This window comes from Pedobacter panaciterrae (assembly GCF_013204795.1).
GTDB classification, from domain to species: domain Bacteria; phylum Bacteroidota; class Bacteroidia; order Sphingobacteriales; family Sphingobacteriaceae; genus Pedobacter; species Pedobacter panaciterrae.
The window spans coordinates 21,034-42,200 of sequence record NZ_JABMKW010000003.1; the positions used below are offsets into that span (position 1 = coordinate 21,034).

Below are 21,167 nucleotides of genomic sequence, written 5' to 3' on the forward strand. Positions count from 1 at the left end.
ACTATTGCACTAATTACCTTGGCCTGCAGTCCATAATATCGCATTATTTACCATTCTCTTCCAATTATTGTTTAGAAGCAAGTCTGGCGAGTGCCCCATAAAAATATAAACATTCCTTGCCTTAACTTTTGTGTTTACCCATACCACGGGGTGGTCGCCCATTTTTATTTTGGAATCTGGCTGATAACTGGCTTCATCTACATTGGCCAATACATGTACATTTGACCTTGGGCTTTTATTATAAGTATACCATTCTTCTTTATCCACTTTAAATAATGGGGTTACTCCTTTCATCACAGGATGTGTTTTTTCCTCTATCCTCACATTGGCCGAAGCAAAGTCTGCGATATAGTTCTGGAACCTTATGGTTCCCATGAAATCGGAAAACCAGTTCCACATTGGATACCCATCGAACTCACCGAGTAAAGTGGCATGATGAAATCCCAACCATCCACCTTTCCCATTGTTGATGTAATCTTCAAAGGCCTTAACGGCTTTGGGTTTCCAGGCATAAGGAGGGTAATCCAGTTGAATAACCAGCTTATATTTTTTTAAAAAAGCATCATCAATTTTATCAGTATTGTCAACATAATCAATTGCAAAATGATTCTTTTTTGCAAATTCATCTAGCCATGGGCGTACTGCTTTAGTAAAAGCAATATGATGCCCTCCATTTTCGGCCAACGCCAAAACCCTAAACAGCGGCTGTTCAATTTCAGGCTCTTTTACGGCTTCTATTGCGGTTAATGCCTGTAAAAACCATGCTGCATGAGGTATCCATTGTTCTGTCCAGCGCCATTCATTTCCGCCTGCTTCTGCTTTAAAATCTATACCACTGCCATCAGCATTTCCATCTTTTCCGGTGATACCATTAGAAATCCCTCCTTTTTGAGATCCGTGCCCAAACAAGGCAGCCATATAGGGTACATTTTTTTCGCCAAAGCCATACATAAAACACATTGAATAAGGGTTGCTGCCCAAAATCCATGAAAGTTGCTGCTCAGCATAAAGTTCAATATCCTTTCTTACTCCCCAGCCACTTTTTTCGGGGTAAATGAGTCGGCCGCCTAGCAATGACGCAGTGGCTAAAGAACCCAGTCTTGCATTTTCTCCCTGCCACCACCAGCCTGTTTCATTTTCATGAGGTATAAAAAACCCTTCCCGCACTTTGCCGTTAAGTTTAAAATACTGACGTGCATATCCAAACGGATTATTAACAGATTTGGCAATCTTTAAATTGCCATCAATAGCTTTCTTAATTACAGCGAGGGTTTGTGTTCTGTACCCCTCTTCTTTTTCCATATCAAGATAACGGACCAAAGCAACTACCGGCAATCCCGCATCGGCAGCATGCCAAAATGGTCTATCTTTATCATCTGCGATAAAATATCCCTTATCGGTTATTCTGGAACTTAAATTTGAAGCTCTTTTACGCGCCTCGTCTCTGTAATAGGAACTATCTGTAGCTAGCCACAATTCCGTAGCGGCCATTAATGCGCAATAATCATCGATGATGTTCTCTTTCCCATCATCAGCATATTTCAAATTATTTACCGTCAAATGTGCATATGCAATTTCTGCAGCTTTCAGGTATTCTTTAGCTTGATAATCACCATTCTTGCTCCATCTAGAAATGCGGGCTAACGAAGCAATTGCCATGCCCCCTCCTTCTCTAAATGCGCATTGATAATCTGCCGTAGTAACACTGTTTGCCTCCAGTCCTACAATTCTTCGGGCACTTGCATCTGGCTTAAAGTAGCTAAATACAGTCATGTAAAAGTACCCCTCCTCAGATAAAGAACGCATCAAATAGTCGGCACCCCATAAGGCTTCTGTTTTCAGGTCCTCTTTGAGTTTCAGTCTATCCAGCAATGCCGGAATTTTCTCGGTAGCATTAATCATCGACCAGGTAACCAAAGGGATTTGCTGTGGCGACATAAAATTCGCGTATGCCAAATGAGAAAAATATTTACTGATATCTCCAGACGCATCACCCCAGCCTCCATGCACATCTACCCTCTTCTCACTGCCATAAAGCAACATCTTTTTATCGGCCTCTATTTCCTGAGGAGTATTGGCGCGTTGCTTTTTATAATAGTTAAGAATGCTGGGTAAGGTATTAACCGCAAGTGCCTGTGCGGCAATATCAAAACTGGCCGATGTATAATGCTTTCCTTTAAATAATACATCGATCTTATATTTTCCGGGTTTATTAAATGAGGAAAAATCCGCAGTATAAAATTGACGATTCGGAAACCATTCCTCAACAGATCCTGCAGCTTTAAGAGTAGCACTAAAACTTATCTTTTGATCAGAAGCATTAATTAATGAGAACTTTTTTAATTCTGAAAAGCCACTCTCTAAACCAACAATGGCTTGCTTTGGCCCTGATAAATCAAAGGCGACCTGATTAACATGAATTACGGGTTGGGCCTTTATGGCAAAAGCAGATGCAAAAAGCAATATTAAACTTGCGCAAACAAATTTCAAGCGTTTTATCATTTTTTAGAGAGGAGGTTTTAAATGCATCGGCAAAATTGCTTCATGGCATTCTCAAAAATAGCATAATTTTCTCCCTTTAATAGAGCGTGGCAGCTACCAACCAAGATAACAAACTAAAAAACAACACCTTAACAGACGGCTGTAGTATTATTGTAGGGGCAATGCTTTGCCACAATCTTCACTTGAACTGGTCTACGACTATATCTAAACACAATCCTGTTCTCAGCCTCCTATCTACTAAACAATTCTCCATTGATGTTGTTATGCTAGCATGGATCCTATCACATCAGCCTTAATTCACGCTTCAAGAACTGGCGATTTGCCACTATTACAAGAAATAATAGATCAAAAAACCGACCTTGAAGTTCGGGATGATAAGGGTTATACACCCTTGATTATCGCTTCTTATAATCATCAACTTGCTGCAGCCCAATTGCTATTACAGTCAGGAGCAGATGTTAATGGCAAAGATACAGGTGGTAATACAGCATTAATGGGTGTATGTTTTAAAGGCTATGCAGATATAGCCGAGCTTCTACTCAGTCATCCCCATATCAATCTCGATGCACTGAACGGGAATGGAGGAACGGCCCTGATGTTTGCCATTATGTTTGGGCGCAATGAACTAACTCAATTACTATTGAAACATGGTGCAGATATAACGATTACTGATAATCGTGGCATGGATGCGTTAGAAATTGCTTTACAACAAGGCAATGAACAAGGACTCCTGCTTTTAAAACAACATCTATCTATAAACAAATAAGAGTATGAAAAAGAAAAAACTGGATACCACTTCTGATCAGGGTGAGTTCATGACGACCAACCAAGGTCTTAAAATCAACGATGACACAAATTCTTTGAAAGCTGGAGCACGCGGACCATCATTACTTGAAGATTTTATCCTGAGGGAGAAAATTACACATTTTGATCATGAGCGAATTCCAGAAAGGATAGTACACGCTCGCGGTTCCGGAGCGCATGGCTATTTCCAGGTTTATAAATCTATGGCTGAATACACAAAGGCGGGCTTTCTACAGGATCCATCGGTTAAAACGCCCGTATTTGTACGGTTTTCTACCGTTGCAGGATTTAGAGGCTCTACTGATTTGGCAAGGGATATTCGTGGATTCTCCGTTAAGTTTTACACAGAGGAAGGTAACTATGATTTGGTTGGCAACAATGTCCCGGTGTTCTTTATCCAGGATGCAATAAAATTTCCTGATCTGATCCATTCGGTTAAACCTGAACCTGATAATGAAATACCTCAGGCGGCTAGCGCCCACGATTCTTTTTGGGATTTTATTTCGCTAACTCCTGAATCTATGCATACGATTATGTGGGCCATGTCAGACCGGGCAATCCCCAGGAGTCTGCGGATGATAGAGGGCTTTGGTGTGCATACTTTTCGTTTTATTAATGCCAAAGGAAAATCTTTTTTTGTAAAATTTCATTGGAAGCCCCTTCTGGGCGTACATTCAGTTGCCTGGGATGAGGCTTTAAAAATATCTGGTAAAGATCCTGATTTTCACCGCCGGGATTTACACGATGCCATTGAAAGCGGCGCTTTTCCCGAATGGGAATTTGGCGTTCAGATTATACCGCAGGAAGATGAGCATAAGTTTGGTTTTGATTTGCTGGATCCAACCAAACTAATTCCTGAAGAGCTGGTTCCTGTACAAAGGATTGGGAAAATGGTATTAGATCGCAATCCTGATAATTTCTTTGCCGAGGTTGAACAGGTTGCCTTCCACCCCGGTCACCTGGTTCCAGGCATAGATTTCACTAATGACCCTTTATTGCAGGGCCGTTTATTCTCATACACGGATACGCAATTATCCCGTTTAGGAAGTCCTAATTTCCACGAAATCCCAATTAACCGTTCTGTCAATACGGTACACAACAATCAGCGAGATGGACATATGCGTCAGCAAATTAACGTAGGCAAGAGCAGTTATCATCCAAATTCCATTGCCGATGGTAGCCCTGCACAGGCGAAAATAGCTGAGGGAGGATTTTCATCCTATGAAGAACGTATTGATGCACATAAAGTAAGAGCAAGGAGTAAAAGCTTTATGGATTTCTTTAGCCAGGCAACTTTGTTCTATAACAGTCAGTCGGAACCAGAGCAAAACCACATTGCCGATGCATTTAAATTTGAACTGGGCAAAGTTGAAAGCGTAGAAATCCGCCAGCGTATGGTGAATCTTTTAACGCAGGTAAGCATACCTCTTGCAAATGCGGTTGCAGAGAGTTTAGGTTTAAAAGCAGGGAAACCGATAGAACCGATTAACCATATTCTTGGAGCTGATGCCAATCCGGCAGATTATAAACCGATCAAAGTAAAATCAGAAGTTGAAAAATCTTCGGCCTTAAGTATGGCAAATACTTCAAAAGACAGCATTAAGACCAGACAAATTGCTTTTCTGGCTGCTGATGGTGTTGATGCATCAGATTTTGGAAATATGAAAAAAGCACTTCTTGCTGCAGGCGCAGTTGTTAAAGTTGTTGCACCTAAAAATGGTACACTTAAAGACTCTGCTAGTAAGGAAATCAAAATTGACATGAGCTTCTTAACGGGAACTTCTGTGGTGTTTGATGCAATATATGTACCAGGCGGAGAAAAAAGCATTAAAGCCCTACTATCTGAACCGGATGCTATTCACTTTATAAATGAAGCCTATAAACATTGCAAAGCCATTGCAGCAACTGGCAAAGGTATTGAACTGATTAACCAAAGTTATGTTGGAGCAAAATTGAAAAGTGGTGATGCCGATGCGAAAGCAGGCTTGTTGACAGATCTTAAACCGGAAGCTTTTATTAAGGCGATTGCGCAGCATCGCTTCTGGATACGAGAGAAAAAAGATAAAATTCCGGCTTAATATCCCCGTCATTTCGAATGAAGAGAGAGATCTCTTGACCATGAAGTAGTTGCGAAGCAAACTATACCTAAGCAAGTGATCTCTCTCTTCATTCGAGATGACGTTTCATCGCCAACCCAATGCTGGGGCAACATGCTCCAGGATAGCAGCTAGCACATGGATATTGTAATCAACGCCCAATGTGTTCGGTATGGTTAGTAGCAGCGTATCCGCTTCTTGTATAGCTTCGTCTGCAGCAAGCTCTTTGATGAGCTGATCAGGTTCGGCTGCATAGCTCCTACCAAAGATCGCCCGTTTATCAGCTTCAATATAGCCAAAGCTATCTGATCCTTTTCCCTGCTGTCCGAAATAATACCTGTCCTGATCGTTTACCAGCGCAAAGATCGAACGGCTTACTGAAACCCTTGGCTCGCGCTGATGCCCGGCTTTGTTCCACGCTTCCTTATACAGCCTGATCTGTTCCGCCTGCTGGATGTGGAAAGGTTTACCATTTTCATCAAACTTCAGCGTTGAGCTTTGCAGGTACATGCCATTCTCTGCAGCCCAAACTGCGGTTGCGTTGGAGGCAGCTCCCCACCAGATACGGTCCCGCAATCCGTCGGAATGTGGCTCCAGGCGTAGCAGACCCGGCGGGTTCGGGAACATAGGATTGGGATTTGGCTGGGCAAATCCGTCACCCTTTAAGCGATCCAAAAACTCCAGTGCTTTTTTACGACCCATATCTGCATCGGTTTCTCCCTGTTCAGGTTGATAACCGAAGTAACGCCAGCCTTCGATGACCTGCTCGGGCGAACCCCTACTAATACCAAGTTGCAAGCGACCACCCGAAATCAGGTCCGCAGCACCGGCATCTTCTACCATATACAGCGGGTTTTCATAGCGCATATCGATCACGCCCGTCCCAATTTCTATCTTCTTGGTTTTCGCTCCAATAGCTGAAAGCAGCGGAAATGGTGATGCCAGCTGCCGTGCGAAATGGTGTACCCTAAAATAGGCTCCGTCCAAACCTATTTCTTCCGCAGCAACAGCAAGGTCTATGGATTGAAGCAATGTGTCGCCAGCGTTGCGAGTTTGATACGAGGGATGGTCAGACCAATGTCCGAATGATAAAAATCCTATTTTCTTCATTGATTAGATGAGTTAAAACCAAATATCAAATATAAGGATAGGTCAGTCGCGCACAGGTCACCACATAGTCATAACGATGAATAAATCTTCCTTTTATAACTTGTTTAAAACTATATTTATCTTAAAACTGACCTTGTATGAAATCAGATCTTGAAGAATTAATTGAAGCTTATGAAATCGAGAAAGTAGAACTTGAAAAACAGATTTCGGAGTATGTTGAAGAAGGTGACTATATCTATGCACATTATCATAACAAAGCCTTAAGAAAAATCAATAAAACACTCGATATCCTTAAGGACATACAGCATCCGTTTTACAGGCTTATTTCGGAAGAAAAAACTAAAGCGAGAAACATGACTAAGATGTTAACCCGCGAAGAATATAAAAAATACTTTGATCACTTGGGAACAGATTTTTTTGCAGAACGCCTGCAGGAAGGAGAAAATAAAATCCTTGAATGGCAGCGTGCGCCTGTTAGTCAGACATACGATAGTCAGGAGATTGATGACGCGCTTTTTCGTTTGGTTAAAGGGGTAGTGAGCAATTTCAAATTGTATTTTAAATCCAGGCCGGATATATACGCCAGATTTACATTAAAAGATCACACCATTGAAATTACACTGCTTTACGATGAAGACCCTTACTATGATCATCATGGGTGGATATTTGGAGATGGCAAAGAAATTAAACCTCTCGGATTTATTCTCAAAGACGAACAATGGATATATCAATATCATTTTAATAAGTTTAAAGACGCTTTGGAAATCAAAATCCTACTTGCCCGTTTAATCTATGATGTATTCAATTACGACCGCAGATTTGATTCAGCAAGAATAGTATATGATGATTAAATCTTCTATGGATTGTTTGCCTCAAACTTTGCCTTATCCAACCAGATACTCAATGTAATGGTAAAGTCATTAATTTAAAAAAGGGGCAATTATTTGAATTTCATAATAAATCGTTTGACGCGCATACTTTGAGCTCGGGGTAGAAAAATAAATTTGTCGTGTAATAAATACACTATGACTAAAGTCCTACCTTACTTTCTATTTTTCAGCTTTATAATTATTGGTACCAAAACATCATCAGCGCAAACACTAAAACTTAAGGATGCTGTAAATACTGCTTTAACCAATTATGGAACCATTAAAGCTAAACAGAATTATGTTAACGCCTCACAAGCTTCCGTAAGGCAAGCTAAAACTGATTTCCTTCCAAACTTAAGCTTATCGGCCCAGCAAGACTATGGTACCATTAACGGACAAAATGGCCCTTCTTATGGCCTGGGCGGATTAGGTATAGCGTCAAGCGGACCAGCATTTGAAAAGCAAAACTGGAATTCCGCTTTCGGGGGCTTGTACCTTGCCAATATCAATTGGGATTTTTTCACCTTTGGCAGGATCAAAGAAAGGGTTAAAGTAGCCAATACGATCTTGCAAAGAGATCAGAACGACCTGGCGCAGGAAAAGTTTCAACAGCAAATCAAAGTCTCCGCAGCCTACCTGAATCTGCTGGCCGCCCAACGATTAGCTAAATCCCAGGAGAACAATCTCGAAAGAGCAATCACCTTCAAAAATACAGCAGTGATCAGGGCACACAACGGGCTAATTGCCGGCGTAGATTCATCACTTGCCAAAGCAGAAGTTTCAAGCGCAAAAATCTCGCTGACTAAGGCAAGAGACCTGGAACAGGAACAAGCCAATCGTTTAGGTATACTAATGGGTGTAACCTCAACAGAAATGGAACTGGATACGGCCTCTATTTCAAGAATTCCTCAACAGATGTATGCAGATAGCTTATTGAATGAAAAAAATCATCCGCTGATGCGATTCTACAAAAACAGGGTCGATGTGAGCAATGAGCAGGTAAACCTTTTCCGAAAATCCTACTATCCTACCTTTTCTCTTTTTGGCGTAATGCAGGGAAGAGGATCCGGATTTAGCTCCGCATACGCTCAAAACCAGACAGCCTTTACCCGAAGTTATTTTGATGGGATAAACCCAACCAGAGGAAACTATCTTTTGGGTGTCGGGGTAGTTTGGAATTTAACAAGCATACTGCGTACCAGCCCTCAGGTACGGGCGCAACAGTTCCAAAGTAAAGGGCTACAAGACGAATATGAACTTGTGGGCCAGCAATTACAAGCTCAATTATCATTAGCTAACGCCAAACTCAAAAATGCCATTGACAATTACAATGAAGCACCGATACAGATTAAAGCGGCATCTGACGCCTATCTTCAGAAAAGTACTTTATATAAAAATGGATTAACTACAATAGTAGACCTTACCCAGGCATTGTATACCCTTAACCGCGCAGAAACTGACAGAGATATTGCCTACAACAATGTGTGGCAGGCATTATTGCTAAAATCGGCTGCACTTGGAGATTTTGACCTTTTCATCAACGAATTTTAATTAGCAATATTCATGAATTTAATCCGCTTTGCGCTTAGAAAACCTATCTCAATATTAGTATTGGTTGCCGGGCTATTCTTTTTTGGCATTAGTGCAGTAAACACCATTAAGGTAGATATTTTACCTAAAATGAACCTGCCGGTGATCTATATCGCCCACCCTTTCGGCGGTTACACCCCTACCCAAATGGAAGCTTACTTTGGCAAGCAATACGTTAACATCTTATTGTTTGCCAATGGCATTAAAACCATTGAAACCAAAAATATTCAGGGTCTGATGCTAATGAAGCTCACTTACTACGAAGGAACCAATATGGCTCAGGCAGCTTCCGAGCTCAGTGCCCTATCCAATCGTGCCCAGGCCATTTTTCCTCCGGGGTCACAGCCTCCCTTCATTATCCGTTTTGATGCTTCATCTCTTCCAATAGGTCAGCTTGTACTAAGCAGTCCTATAAGAACAAACAACGAATTGCAGGATATTGCCAACACCTATGTTCGTGCTTCATTTACTTCTATCCCAGGCTTGTTAGCACCTGCGCCTTTTGGTGGAAGTCCACGAACAATTGAAATAAATGTGGATCCGGTATTAATGCGTTCACATAATTTAACCGTAGACCAGGTAGTTGAAGCCATCAAAGTAAATAACCAAACAGCGCCTCCGGGTAATGTTCGTATAGGAGATAAGAATTACCTGACTCCAACCAATTATACAATCAAAAATGTTAAAGATTTTGAAAATATTCCATTATTTAAGGGGGGCGTACAAAACCTTTACCTGCGAGATGTTGCTGTAGTTAAGGATGGAGCAGATGCGACAGCTGGCTACGCCTTAATTAATGGTAAGCGTTCGGTATACCTGAGCATTGCCAAATCAGGTGACGCCTCTACATGGGATGTGGTTAGTAACTTAAAAAAGAATTTACCTCAGATTCAGAACACGCTGCCTGAGGATGTAAAACTGTCCTACGAATTTGACCAATCGGTATATGTGATCAATGCAGTAAAAAGTCTGATCAGCGAGGGCGCAATCGGCGCTATTCTTACCGGACTAATGGTATTACTATTTTTAGGTGACAAAAGGGCGGCATTGATTGTAATTCTAACCATACCAACTTCTATCATTGCGGGGGTTTTGTTTCTGAAGTTATTCGATCAAACCATCAATATCATGTCTTTAAGTGGCTTAGCATTAGCCATTGGTATCCTGGTCGACGAATCAACAGTAACGATAGAAAATATACACCAGCATTTTGATATGGGTAAACCCAAGGCCCTGGCCATTTGGGATGCCTGTAAGGAAATCGCCTTCCCAAAATTGCTGATCCTATTGTGTATCCTTGCTGTATTTGCACCCGCCTTTACCATGACAGGCATTCCCGGAGCACTATTCTTGCCATTGGCACTTGCAATTGGCTTCTCTATGATTGTTTCCTTCTTTTTATCACAAACCTTCGTACCTATCATGGCCAATTGGTTAATGGTAGCACACCCTAAAAAAACACCAAAGCATAGTAAAAGGATTACAGATGATGAGGCAGTTTTTAACGAAACAGGACTAGGACTGGAATCAGAAAAAGATACGCTAAATCAAAAGAAAATCCTTGTAGAACGTGAAGACTTCAGTAACGATGGCAAGATTTCCCTCTTTGACAGATTCAGGAATCGATTTATGCGCTTTCTGGATCGACTTATGGCTTATCGTAAACCTGTAGTATTGGTTTATTTGCTGGTCGTTATTGTAGCCGCAGCCTTGTTACTCACAAATATTGGAAGAGACGTACTGCCTAAAGTAAATTCCAGTCAGTTTCAGTTAAGGATGAAAGCTCCCGAAGGAACCAGATTGGAACGTACAGAAGCAAAAGTACAGGTGATCCTTAAGGAAATCAAAAGAATGGTTGGAGAGGACCATTTATCCATTAGTTCAGTATATGTAGGACAGCATCCATCTTTATTCTCTGTAAACCCGATTTATTTATTCATGGCAGGGCCACATGAAGCCGTCTTTCAGATTGGACTGAAAGATTATCATGCGGATATGGAAGAATTTAAAGATGAATTAAGGAAAAATGTAAAAAGACTTGAACCGGATATCAGTTTATCTTTTGAGCCAATAGAATTAACCGACAAGGTGTTAAGCCAGGGCTCTCCCACTCCTGTTGAAGTGCGCATAGCGGGTAAGAATAAAAAGATAAATGAAACTTACGCCAGAAAGGTACTCGCTGAACTGAAACAGATTCCTTATTTGCGTGACGTGCAAATTGCACAGTCTATCAAATACCCTGCGTTAAACGTAAATATTGACAGGATTAAAGCTGCTCAACTGGGTGTAGACATGAGCGATGTGTCCCGATCGTTAATAGCCTCTACCTCTTCCTCTCGTTATACAGATAAAAATGTCTGGGTAGATGAGAAAATTGGTTTAACCTATAATGTTCAGGTACAGGTTCCCTTTAATCAGATGAACACCAAAGAGAATATCGGCGAAATCCCCTTGCTTAGAAATAGCATCAGACCTATACTAAGTGATGTAGCCACTATTACTACAGATACCACTTATGGTGAAAATGACAATGTTGGCGCTATGCCCTACCTATCAGTTACGGCAAACCTGAACAAAATGGATCTGGGCTCCGCAAGTAAAGATGTAGACAAAGCGATTAAAGATTTGGGTGAACTGCCGAGAGGTTTGATTGTAAAACCAGTAGGTATGATCAATGTGCTGGGAGAGACCTTAAGCAGTTTACAATCCGGACTTCTTGTTGCCATTGTGGTTATATTCCTGATGCTCTCGGCAAATTTCCAGTCTTTTAAAGTACCATTGGTGATTTTAACTGCGGTACCTGCTGTTATACTCGGAGCGTTGCTGTTGTTAAGTATAACCGGTTCTACTTTAAATCTTCAATCTTATATGGGCATCATTATGTCTGTTGGGGTATCTATCGCTAATGCTGTACTTCTGATAACAAACGCTGAGCATTTACGTAAACATAGCGGGAATGCAGCAAGCGCGGCAAGAGAAGCTGCAGCGCTAAGGATCAGGCCCATCATTATGACCAGTGTGGCGATGGTTGCCGGAATGCTTCCGATGGCCATTGGCCATGGCGAAGGAGGAGACCAGGTTTCACCGCTTGGCAGAGCAGTAATTGGAGGTTTGATCGCTTCAACTATTGCGGTTTTGATAATTTTACCATTAGTATTTGCATGGGTACAAGGCAAGGAAACTACACAATCTATATCACTTGATCCGGAGGATAAAGAAAGTAAACATTACATCAAAGGATTAGCAGAATAACATAAAGGCATTTAAAATAACTTACAAATGAAAACAAACCTATTTCTAAACACAGTAGCCCTGGCAGGAGGAATTGCCATATTGGCTATAATGAACGGATGTACGGCCAAAGCAGAAAAAGAAGCAGACAAAAAAGAGAAGGCAGTTACTATTGCTACTTTTAAACTTAAAAAAGATAAGCTGGCCACCACACTGCAGCTGCCGGGAGAGCTAAGTGCTTACCAGCAGGTTGACTTGTATGCGAAGATAAGCAGCTTTATTAAAACATTAAAAGTAGATATCGGCTCACAGGTAAGTAAAGGTCAATTACTAATGACCCTGGAAGCACCAGAAACCAATTCTCAGTTGGCTGCCGCACAATCGCGACTCAAATCTCAGGAAGCTTTATACACCGCAAGCAAAGCGAATTACGAGCGTTTGTATGAGACCAGTAAAACCCCCGGTACCATTTCCAAAAATGACCTGGATCAGGCCATAGCCCGTAGAAATTCCGACCAGGCACAATTTGAAGCAACTAAAGCTGCATATAAAGAGGTGGCCGCGATTAGAGATTATCTGGAAATCCGCGCACCATTCAGCGGTATTATTACTGCCAGAAATGTGAATTTAGGTGCTTATGTGGGTCCGTCTGGCAAAGGGTCAGAGTTTCCATTACTTACCCTTCAGGAACAGAAAAATCTCCGTTTAGCCATTTCTATTCCTGAAGTATATACTGGGTATTTAAAGCAAGGTGATCAAATTAGCTTTACAGTAAAGTCAATGCCAGATCAGGTTTTTACCGCCAAAGTGAAACGCTTATCCGGTGCTTTAGATCTACGTCTTCGTTCCGAAAAAATAGAAATGGATGTTCCAAACACTTCAAAAAGACTATTGCCAGGCATGGTGGCTGAAGTTCACATTCCACTTCCCGCCAATGCAAGCACATTTGTGGTTCCTAAAAAAACAATACTGGAAACAGCTGAAGGTATCTTTGTGCTAAAAAACAACAACAATAAGATAGAAAAAATCGAAGTAAAAAAAGGCAGGGAAGCAGATGATAGAATAGAGATTTTCGGAGATCTTAAAGCAGACGATGAATTGGTAACAAATCCTTCAGAAGAAATGCAGACTGGTCAAGTCATACAACCATAATTTTACACGGAGGTTATAGCCAATGCTGAATAAAAATGAAGAACTTTATGTTGTGAATAAAATTGAAAGCCTTCAGGATTTTTATGAACGTCTAAAGATACGACATCCTGATGTTACCATCCCCAGTGTTGAAACGGTTACAAATGTCGGCCACTTTGGAGTATTCAAAAGATCTACGCACTGTTCGGCGCAACCATCTCCATATAATCGTAGGGATTATTATAAAATTTCCCTGATCCTTGGATCTGGAATACTCCATTATCCAAATCAGCGAATTATTGTAAAAGAACGAGGCCTGCTTTTTACCAACCCCAATATTCCCTATGCCTGGGAAGCAACCTCAGAAACGCAGGCTGGATTTTTTTGCCTGTTTACCGAGAATTTTATACATAACAGAAATGAAAGTCTCAGAGAGTCATTGTTATGGAAACTTCAAGGTTGTCCTATCATTTCTATTAATCAACATCAGGAAAAGATTTTCATGGAGCTATTTGCCAAGATGATGGCTGAGATGGAAAGTATGTATGTTCATAAATATGACATGCTCCGCAATTACATTCAATTAATTGTTCATGAGGCATTAAAGGTTCAACCACCGGACACTTATGTTAGGGAAAATAACGCAGCTGTAAGATTAACATCTATGTTTATAGAACTGCTTGAAAGGCAATTTCCGATAGGCTCCACTGATCATATACTTGAATTACGAACACCCCACGATTTCGCCGAACGACTCGCTGTGCATGTAAATCACCTCAATCATGCTGTAAAAGAGGTAACCGGCCGAACCACATCGGAACACATCTTGAAAAGAATAGCCACCGAAGCTGTGGCACTGCTAAGTCATACCGAATGGAATGTTGGCCAAATTGCATACTGCCTTGGTTTTGAGTACCCTGCCAATTTTAATATATTCTTTAAAAGACAGATGCAATGCACACCACGCTTTTTTAGACGGGAGCGAGTTCCTTCCTAATACCATGCCCATCGCCTGTAAAAGCAAAATCGTCGACGCAATCCCTGAGTTCGTCTATTATTCACTTGCAATGTCCGTTGTATTTGTACTTTAGAATACATTTTATTGCATGAAACCAGCTATTACATTTATAAAAGATATAAAACAGCATTAAAGGTCCCCCGTATACGCAGGTATATGGGTCTATTTTGATGTGATGCCTGGCCTGGATGGGCCGGGCAATCACAAACTTTCTGCTGATAGCAGACTGAGGTAAGTCTGCTTCCAGCGTGCCCGCAGTGCATAATCAGCACGCACTTAAAATGCGCCAAAACTTTACCTATCTTGATTTTGTTTATTACCACATGGCGTTAATCAAATTTACGAGCAAGGGCATTTATTGTGCACAAGGTGATTTTTATATTGACCCTTGGAAACCAGTTAACTACGCGGTGACCACTCATGGACATTCAGATCACGTAAAATCGGGCAATAAAGCCTATTTATGTCATGAGCTTACAAAATCAATTCTTAATCACCGGTTAGGCCCAGATCTAAACATACAGACCTTACCCTATCACAAACAGATTACCATAAATGGTGTTAAGCTAAGTCTTGTCCCTGCAGGCCACGTTATAGGCTCTGCACAGATAAGACTCGAATATAAAGGCGAGATCTGTGTAATATCTGGCGACTATAAAGTAGAATACGATGGAATAACCACCCAATTTGAGCCTGTAAAGTGCCACACTTTCGTTTCTGAAAGTACTTTCGGACTGCCTATCTATAAATGGCAACCACAGCAAGAAGTGTTTGCACAGATAAAAGATTGGATATCTGGCAATCGGGATAAGAACAAAACCTCAGTACTTACCGCTTACAGCCTGGGCAAAGCACAAAGACTTATGAAAGGCCTGGAGGGTTATGGTGATATATATGTTCATAGCTCCATTGCAAATTTAAATGAAGGGTTTCTACACTCCGGGGTAAATTTACCAGAAACCATCAGGATCACCCCGGAAACTAGGAAAGAAGAACTGCAAAAAGGGATTGTCATTGTGCCGCCGGCACTTTCTGATGGCCGGTGGATTAAAACTTTAACCAGTCCGGCTACCGCGGTATGCTCTGGCTGGATGCAGGTAAGGGCTGGCAGAAGATGGCAAAGTGCCGATGCTGGCTTCGCATTAAGTGATCATGCCGATTGGCCCGGTCTATTGTCGGCAATAAAAGCTACGGAGGCAGAGAGAGTGTATATAACGCATGGCTTTACAGCAACCTTTTCCAAATACTTAAATGAAATAGGCATTGAATCTGAAGAAGTGAAAACGCAATATGGGAATGAGGAAGAAGAGGAGGAAAAATCGTGAAACGCTTTGCAGAACTTATACAACAGCTTGAAACAAGTAACAAAACAAATGATAAAATTGCGGCCCTTGTTGATTATTTCAATGAAGCTGATGATTTGGATAAACCTTATGTAATAGCCATGTTTACAGGCAAGCGCCCCAAACGCCCTGTAAGTACTGCTCTAATTAAATTGTGGGCTGTAGAGCTCAGCGAAATCCCCGAATGGTTATTTACAGAAAGTTATCATAATGTGGGCGACTTAAGTGAAACCATAGCCCTTATACTCCCCCCTCCTGTTCAGATTTCAGATCGTAAATTACACGAATGGATAAAGGATCTGGCTTTATTAAACGGGCAAGACGACACACATAAAAAGGCCTTTATTGTTAACGCCTGGAATAGTTTGGAAACAAGGGAACGCTTTATATTTAACAAGCTCATTTCGGGAAATTTCAGAATCGGTGTTTCCAACAAAATGCTTGTAAATGCGCTTGCAAAACAAAGTACAATCGAGAGCAGCAAAATCATGCACAGTATTATGGGCAAATGGGAACCTTCAGACATTACCTATAATGATCTTATTGCAGGTGTCCATGTAAATACCGACAACTCCTGGCCATATCCTTTTTGCCTGGCTTATGCTCTTGAATCTGAGCCTGCAAGCTTGGGTGAGCCAAAAGAATGGCAGGCTGAATGGAAATGGGATGGTATTCGCGGACAAATTATTAAGCGTAATGGAGAATTGTTCATTTGGTCGCGCGGCGAAGAACTGGTAACAGATCAATTTCCCGAACTACACTTCCTTGCGAATGAATTGCCAGATGGCACCGTACTGGATGGAGAGATACTTTCGGTTAAGGAAGGTAAAGTGCAGGCATTTAGCATACTGCAACAGAGATTAAACCGAAAAACCATTAATAAAGCACAGCTCAATGATGCGCCAGTAGGTTTTTACACCTACGACCTTCTTGAGCATAAAGGAAGGGATTTAAGAGAAGACCCTTTGGCCACCCGTAGACAATTACTTGAGCAAACAATTCAGCAACTACAGACTCAGGATATCGTTGCGCTCTCTCCCATAGTTATTTTTAGCGACTGGACATCTCTTGCAAAACTTAGAGAAGGTGCAAGAGAACTGAACAGTGAAGGTATTATGCTCAAAAAACTAGATTCATTATACCATTCAGGAAGAAAGCGCGGAGATTGGTGGAAATGGAAAATAAACCCTTATACTGTTGATACGGTAATGATCTATGCGCAAAAAGGAAGTGGTCGCAGGGCCAACTTCTATACCGATTATACCTTTGCTGTGCGCGATGGGGATCAACTAATCACTGTTGCTAAGGCTTATTCCGGGTTAACGGATGCTGAAATTAAAGAAGTAGATCGTTTTGTAAAGAAAAATGCTGTAGAGAAATTCGGCCCCGTACGCACAGTAAAGCCAGAACTGGTATTCGAAATAGCCTTTGAAGGGATAGCCGAAAGTAAAAGGCACAAGGCAGGGCTGGCATTAAGGTTTCCCCGAATTGCCCGCTGGAGAAAAGATAAGAAAGCCGATGAAATCAATACGCTTGACGACCTTAGGCAATTATTACAATCTACATTATGAAACTGGAAAATAGCAAGGGGTATAAGCAGGTTATAAGTTGGCTAAAACTTAGCAAAAAAAGACCTTTTAAGTTTCAAACTGAAGCATGGCAATATTATGCTGAAGGCTATAGCGGCCTGGTGAACGCTCCTACCGGCTTTGGCAAAACCTATTCTATATTTTTAGCTGTAGTAATTGATGAGCTGAATAAAAGAGCTGAACTGAAAACCACAGCACTTAAAATTAAAACTAGGAAAAACACGACCGGACTAAAATTAATCTGGATAACACCTCTTCGATCCTTAGCTAAAGACCTGGCCCGCGCTATGCGCGAGGTTTGTGATGAGTTGCAACTGGACTGGATGGTGGGTGTAAGAAATGGAGACACCCCACAAAGCGAAAAGCTAAAACAGAAAAAACAAATGCCAGAGGTGCTCATCATCACACCTGAAAGTATGCACCTGCTGCTTGCCCAAAAAAGCACTTTCAATTACTTTGATCAATTACAATGTATAGTTGCTGATGAATGGCATGAACTGCTGGGTAGCAAACGTGGTGTGATGGCGGAATTGGCGATTTCAAGAATAAAAGGGTTGCTTACAGCGCAACACCCAGAAAGACTTCTAAGGATATGGGGAATCTCGGCAACCATTGGCAATATGGAGCAGGCGATGGACGTACTTGTACCTTACACCGATTTGCTTAAAACCATAATAAAATCCGACATTAAAAAGAAGATCGTTATCAAATCAATATTACCAGATCATGTAGATATGTTGCCCTGGGCTGGTCATTTAGGACATAAGTTGGCTAATAAACTCATCCCTATTATTAATAAAAGTAAAACCACTTTAATATTTACCAATACCCGGGGGCAGGCCGAACTCTGGTACCAGACCTTGCTTGCCCAGGACGAAAACCTTGCCGGCTTACTCGCTATCCATCATGGTTCTATAGATTATGAATTGAGGAACTGGATTGAAGACGCATTACATTCAGGAGTGCTTAAGGCTGTTGTATGCACGTCATCTTTGGATTTAGGTGTGGATTTTAAACCCGTTGATACCGTAGTTCAGATTGGCTCTCCAAAAGGTGTTGCCAGGTTTTTACAACGCGCCGGGCGCAGTGGGCACTCCCCTAACGAAACTTCTAAGATTTATTTTCTGCCTACTCACGCGCTAGAACTTGTGGAGGCTGCAGCAATAAAAGAAGCGGCAAGAATACAAGATATCGAAAGCAGAGAGCCTATTGTAATGTCATTTGATACATTGATCCAGTACCTGGTTACTTTGGCCGTTGGCGATGGCTTTGATGATGAAAAGATCTTTTTTGAGATTAAGCAAACCCATGCTTTCAGGGAACTGCTGCCTCAGGAATGGAGCTGGATCATGCAATTTATTACCACGGGCGGGGATAGCTTAACAGCTTATAATGAGTTCAGCAAAGTGACAAAAAGCACAGATGGGCTTTGGAAAGTGGAAAGCAGACAAATTGCAATGCGCCACAGATTACACATAGGAACAATAGTTAGTGATGCCATGCTTAAAGTAAAATACCTAACCGGTGGCTATGTTGGTATGATTGAAGAATCATTCATATCACGGATGAAACCAGGAAGTAGCTTTACCCTTGCCGGCAGGGTACTTGAATTTATAATGGTTAAGGAGATGATGGTATTGGTTAGAAAAAGTAAACTTAAACAAGCCATTAGCCCAAGTTGGATGGGAGGCCGTATGTCGCTAACCGCAAATCTTGGTAGCGTACTTAGAAAGAAATACAATGAAACACTCGATAAGCAGCACGGAGATGAAGAACTCGATTTCATACTGCCCTTATTTGAGCGTCAGGCCAAGGTTTCTCATGTTCCTAAAAGCGACGAGTTTTTAATTGAACTGATCAATACCAAGGATGGTTACCATTTCTTTGCTTATCCCTTTGAAGGCAGACAGGTACATGAGATCATGGCTGCATTAATAGCCTACAGACTTGGACGCGTGCAACCAATAAGCTTCTCTATTGCTATGAACGATTATGGCTTTGAGTTGCTCAGTGAGCAGCCTATCCCTCTAGACGAAAATTCTATAAAAGACCTATTTAGCCCTGTAAACCTTACCGACGATATTGTGGCTAGTATAAATGCAACAGAAATGGCCCGACGTAAGTTCAGAGACATCGCCTGCATTTCGGGACTTGTATTTCAGGGATATCCCGGGAAATATGTTGCGAACAAGCACTTACAATCATCCGCTTCCCTATTTTTTAATGTTTTTAGCGATTATGATAAACATAACTTATTATTGCGTCAGTCATACGATGAAGCATTTTATCAACAGATTGAAGAGCCTAGATTAGCCGCAGCCCTACACCGCGTACAAGCCAGTAAGGTTATTATTATAAAAACGGACAGTTATACCCCACTCTGTTTCCCCATAAAAGTAGACAGTTTAAGAGATAATATGAGCAGTGAAGAACTTAGTCAGCGGATTGAAAGGATGACTTCAGAATCGGAAAAACGAGTACAGGTAAAAAGAAAAAAGCAAAAAAATGACCATTGATTGTAAAGGCGAGCAACTGATATTAAGCAATGAGAGAGCTATATACTGGCCAGCCAGAAAAATGCTTATCATTAGTGATCTTCATATTGGCAAGTCTGCTCATTTTAGAAAATCAGGCATACAAGTTCCTGATGCAATAAACCATACCGACTTACAAAGACTGACCACTTTGATGTCGGAATTTAACCCTGAAAATCTGCTGGTTACCGGCGACATGTTCCACAATAACATTAACAGCGACGCCAATGCTTTTATGCACTGGCGAAATGGCTATGCCAACCTTAAAGTTATTTTGATAAAAGGAAATCACGACAATTTAAAGAATGAAGATTATGAGGCTTTAGGAATTGAAGTCCATCAAAAAGAGTTACTGCTGGCACCTTTTAGATTTATACATGATAAACCTGGAGAGGTTGATGAATATTATAACATCACGGGTCATATACATCCAGGTGTAGTTATTTATGGAAGGGCTAAGCAGCAATTGAAGTTCCCTTGCTTTTACTTTGGAAAACATTGCGCCATATTACCAGCTTTTAGTGTTTTTACAGGACTAAAAATATTAGATGCAGAGCAGGGCGATTGCTTTTATGCCATCACACCTGCTAAGGTTGTAAGGGTTTAGGCAATTTGTTTATTCAAATTTTGCATCCAGGAATTGAACATATCCTGCTCAATTTTTATAACCAGTTCAGCATGTTTTTCCCAGTCCGCATCAAAGCTTCTAAGTTGGTTCAACATTTCTTCCAGGTGACCTTCTTCTTCAAGAATGATCGATTTAACGGTTACCTTGCTGCCTGCAGCAGTTAAAACATCCTGATAAACAGGGTATAGCTCATCTGCACGTACCTCAATTGCATAGGTTACAAAAAGATAAGCTGCAAACTTTAGTTCATATCCGCTTAAATTAAAATGCTGTTTCAAATAACGGCATACCGCTACATCCAAAGCATTTAAATAAAATTTGGTATCGTTAGGAGCCAATAGCTCATCGCTGGTATAGGTTTTGCAAAGATCGCCATCCAGTTTGTCCAGTTGCTTTTTTAAATAATAAGCATGACGATGTTCCTCTGCTGCATGTTTAAGAATTATAAGGTTCACCTTTTCTTTATGCTCCGATGCAGAGATTTTCTTTGCACCTGCATTTTCCATATACGACAAGGTATTTAACCACTTGGCATGTAAAACATTATCGCTTACTATGTTCTCTAAAATCGGTTTAATGTTCATTACTGTTTTTATTATAATATTGCTAATAACACATTGTTTTTTTGATGTCTTCTTTTTCTTTACAGGCGGTCGTCATCTCCACGATAGGAGAGATTTCTTGAAATGGCATAACCAAGAGATTTCTCCTATCGTGGAGAT

Annotated in this window: 14 protein-coding genes; 11 read left to right on the forward strand and 3 right to left on the reverse strand. The window is 41.1% G+C overall.

Going from position 1 to position 21,167, the window contains the following annotated elements:
* Positions 1-9 precede the first annotated feature (9 nt).
* A complete protein-coding gene (locus tag HQN86_RS00670; protein ID WP_172659137.1) occupies positions 10-2,502 on the reverse strand; it encodes a ThuA domain-containing protein in 2,493 nt (830 codons plus the stop codon).
* Between the two features lie 271 nt (positions 2,503-2,773).
* Between HQN86_RS00670 and HQN86_RS00675 the strand changes: the two genes are divergently transcribed.
* Positions 2,774-3,268: an ankyrin repeat domain-containing protein gene (locus HQN86_RS00675; RefSeq protein ID WP_172659138.1), complete on the forward strand. Its 495-nt coding sequence runs from the start codon at positions 2,774-2,776 to the stop codon at positions 3,266-3,268.
* A 4-nt stretch (positions 3,269-3,272) separates the two neighbouring features.
* Positions 3,273-5,384: a catalase gene (locus HQN86_RS00680; RefSeq protein ID WP_172659139.1), complete on the forward strand. Its 2,112-nt coding sequence runs from the start codon at positions 3,273-3,275 to the stop codon at positions 5,382-5,384.
* A gap of 105 nt (positions 5,385-5,489) precedes the next feature.
* Here HQN86_RS00680 and HQN86_RS00685 read toward each other — a convergent pair whose 3' ends face one another.
* Positions 5,490-6,512 (reverse strand): LLM class flavin-dependent oxidoreductase, encoded by a 1,023-nt coding sequence (locus HQN86_RS00685; RefSeq protein WP_172659140.1) that lies wholly within the window; start codon positions 6,510-6,512, stop codon positions 5,490-5,492.
* A gap of 137 nt (positions 6,513-6,649) precedes the next feature.
* On the opposite strand from HQN86_RS00685, the gene HQN86_RS00690 reads away from it, so the two are divergent.
* From HQN86_RS00690 to pdeM, 9 genes are all read left to right on the forward strand, one after another.
* Positions 6,650-7,363 carry a hypothetical protein gene (locus HQN86_RS00690; protein ID WP_172659141.1) on the forward strand — a complete coding sequence of 238 codons (714 nt, stop codon included), beginning with the start codon at positions 6,650-6,652 and terminating at the stop codon, positions 7,361-7,363.
* Between the two features lie 174 nt (positions 7,364-7,537).
* Positions 7,538-8,932 (forward strand): TolC family protein, encoded by a 1,395-nt coding sequence (locus tag HQN86_RS00695; RefSeq protein ID WP_172659142.1) that lies wholly within the window; start codon positions 7,538-7,540, stop codon positions 8,930-8,932.
* Positions 8,933-8,944: 12 nt separating this feature from the next.
* Complete coding sequence (locus HQN86_RS00700) at positions 8,945-12,223, forward strand: efflux RND transporter permease subunit (RefSeq protein WP_172659143.1); 3,279 nt, start codon at positions 8,945-8,947, stop codon at positions 12,221-12,223.
* A gap of 27 nt (positions 12,224-12,250) precedes the next feature.
* On the forward strand, positions 12,251-13,354 hold the full coding sequence (locus HQN86_RS00705) for an efflux RND transporter periplasmic adaptor subunit (RefSeq protein ID WP_172659144.1): 1,104 nt from the start codon (positions 12,251-12,253) through the stop codon (positions 13,352-13,354).
* 22 nt (positions 13,355-13,376) lie between these two features.
* Complete coding sequence (locus HQN86_RS00710) at positions 13,377-14,330, forward strand: helix-turn-helix domain-containing protein (RefSeq protein ID WP_216854298.1); 954 nt, start codon at positions 13,377-13,379, stop codon at positions 14,328-14,330.
* A 302-nt stretch (positions 14,331-14,632) separates the two neighbouring features.
* A complete protein-coding gene (locus HQN86_RS00715) occupies positions 14,633-15,676 on the forward strand; it encodes a ligase-associated DNA damage response exonuclease (protein WP_246269369.1) in 1,044 nt (347 codons plus the stop codon).
* Positions 15,673-17,265, forward strand: coding sequence for an ATP-dependent DNA ligase (locus tag HQN86_RS00720; RefSeq protein WP_172659145.1), 1,593 nt, complete (start codon positions 15,673-15,675; stop codon positions 17,263-17,265). Before HQN86_RS00715 ends, HQN86_RS00720 begins: the two co-directional genes overlap by 4 nt.
* The gene (locus HQN86_RS00725) at positions 17,262-19,799 is read left to right on the forward strand and encodes a ligase-associated DNA damage response DEXH box helicase (RefSeq protein WP_172659146.1); all 2,538 of its coding nucleotides are present in this window, start codon (positions 17,262-17,264) and stop codon (positions 19,797-19,799) included. The genes HQN86_RS00720 and HQN86_RS00725 overlap by 4 nt, the downstream gene beginning before the upstream one ends.
* Positions 19,789-20,424 (forward strand): ligase-associated DNA damage response endonuclease PdeM, encoded by a 636-nt coding sequence (pdeM, locus tag HQN86_RS00730; RefSeq protein ID WP_172659147.1) that lies wholly within the window; start codon positions 19,789-19,791, stop codon positions 20,422-20,424. Before HQN86_RS00725 ends, pdeM begins: the two co-directional genes overlap by 11 nt.
* Here pdeM and HQN86_RS00735 read toward each other — a convergent pair.
* Entirely contained in the window at positions 20,421-21,029 is a 609-nt protein-coding gene (locus HQN86_RS00735) for a hypothetical protein (RefSeq protein WP_172659148.1), read from the reverse strand. The genes pdeM and HQN86_RS00735 overlap by 4 nt on opposite strands.
* Between the last annotated feature and the right edge of the window lie 138 nt (positions 21,030-21,167).

Bases quoted from the DNA above. Each gene is read 5' to 3' on its own strand.
- HQN86_RS00670 (WP_172659137.1), bottom strand. From the start codon at position 2,502: ATGATAAAACGCTTGAAATTTGTTTGCGCAAGTTTAATATTGCTTTTT.
- HQN86_RS00675 (WP_172659138.1), top strand. From the start codon at position 2,774: ATGGATCCTATCACATCAGCCTTAATTCACGCTTCAAGAACTGGCGAT.
- HQN86_RS00680 (WP_172659139.1), top strand. From the start codon at position 3,273: ATGAAAAAGAAAAAACTGGATACCACTTCTGATCAGGGTGAGTTCATG.
- HQN86_RS00685 (WP_172659140.1), bottom strand. From the start codon at position 6,512: ATGAAGAAAATAGGATTTTTATCATTCGGACATTGGTCTGACCATCCC.
- HQN86_RS00690 (WP_172659141.1), top strand. From the start codon at position 6,650: ATGAAATCAGATCTTGAAGAATTAATTGAAGCTTATGAAATCGAGAAA.
- HQN86_RS00695 (WP_172659142.1), top strand. From the start codon at position 7,538: ATGACTAAAGTCCTACCTTACTTTCTATTTTTCAGCTTTATAATTATT.
- HQN86_RS00700 (WP_172659143.1), top strand. From the start codon at position 8,945: ATGAATTTAATCCGCTTTGCGCTTAGAAAACCTATCTCAATATTAGTA.
- HQN86_RS00705 (WP_172659144.1), top strand. From the start codon at position 12,251: ATGAAAACAAACCTATTTCTAAACACAGTAGCCCTGGCAGGAGGAATT.
- HQN86_RS00710 (WP_216854298.1), top strand. From the start codon at position 13,377: ATGCTGAATAAAAATGAAGAACTTTATGTTGTGAATAAAATTGAAAGC.
- HQN86_RS00715 (WP_246269369.1), top strand. From the start codon at position 14,633: ATGCGCCAAAACTTTACCTATCTTGATTTTGTTTATTACCACATGGCG.
- HQN86_RS00725 (WP_172659146.1), top strand. From the start codon at position 17,262: ATGAAACTGGAAAATAGCAAGGGGTATAAGCAGGTTATAAGTTGGCTA.
- pdeM (WP_172659147.1), top strand. From the start codon at position 19,789: ATGACCATTGATTGTAAAGGCGAGCAACTGATATTAAGCAATGAGAGA.
- HQN86_RS00735 (WP_172659148.1), bottom strand. From the start codon at position 21,029: ATGAACATTAAACCGATTTTAGAGAACATAGTAAGCGATAATGTTTTA.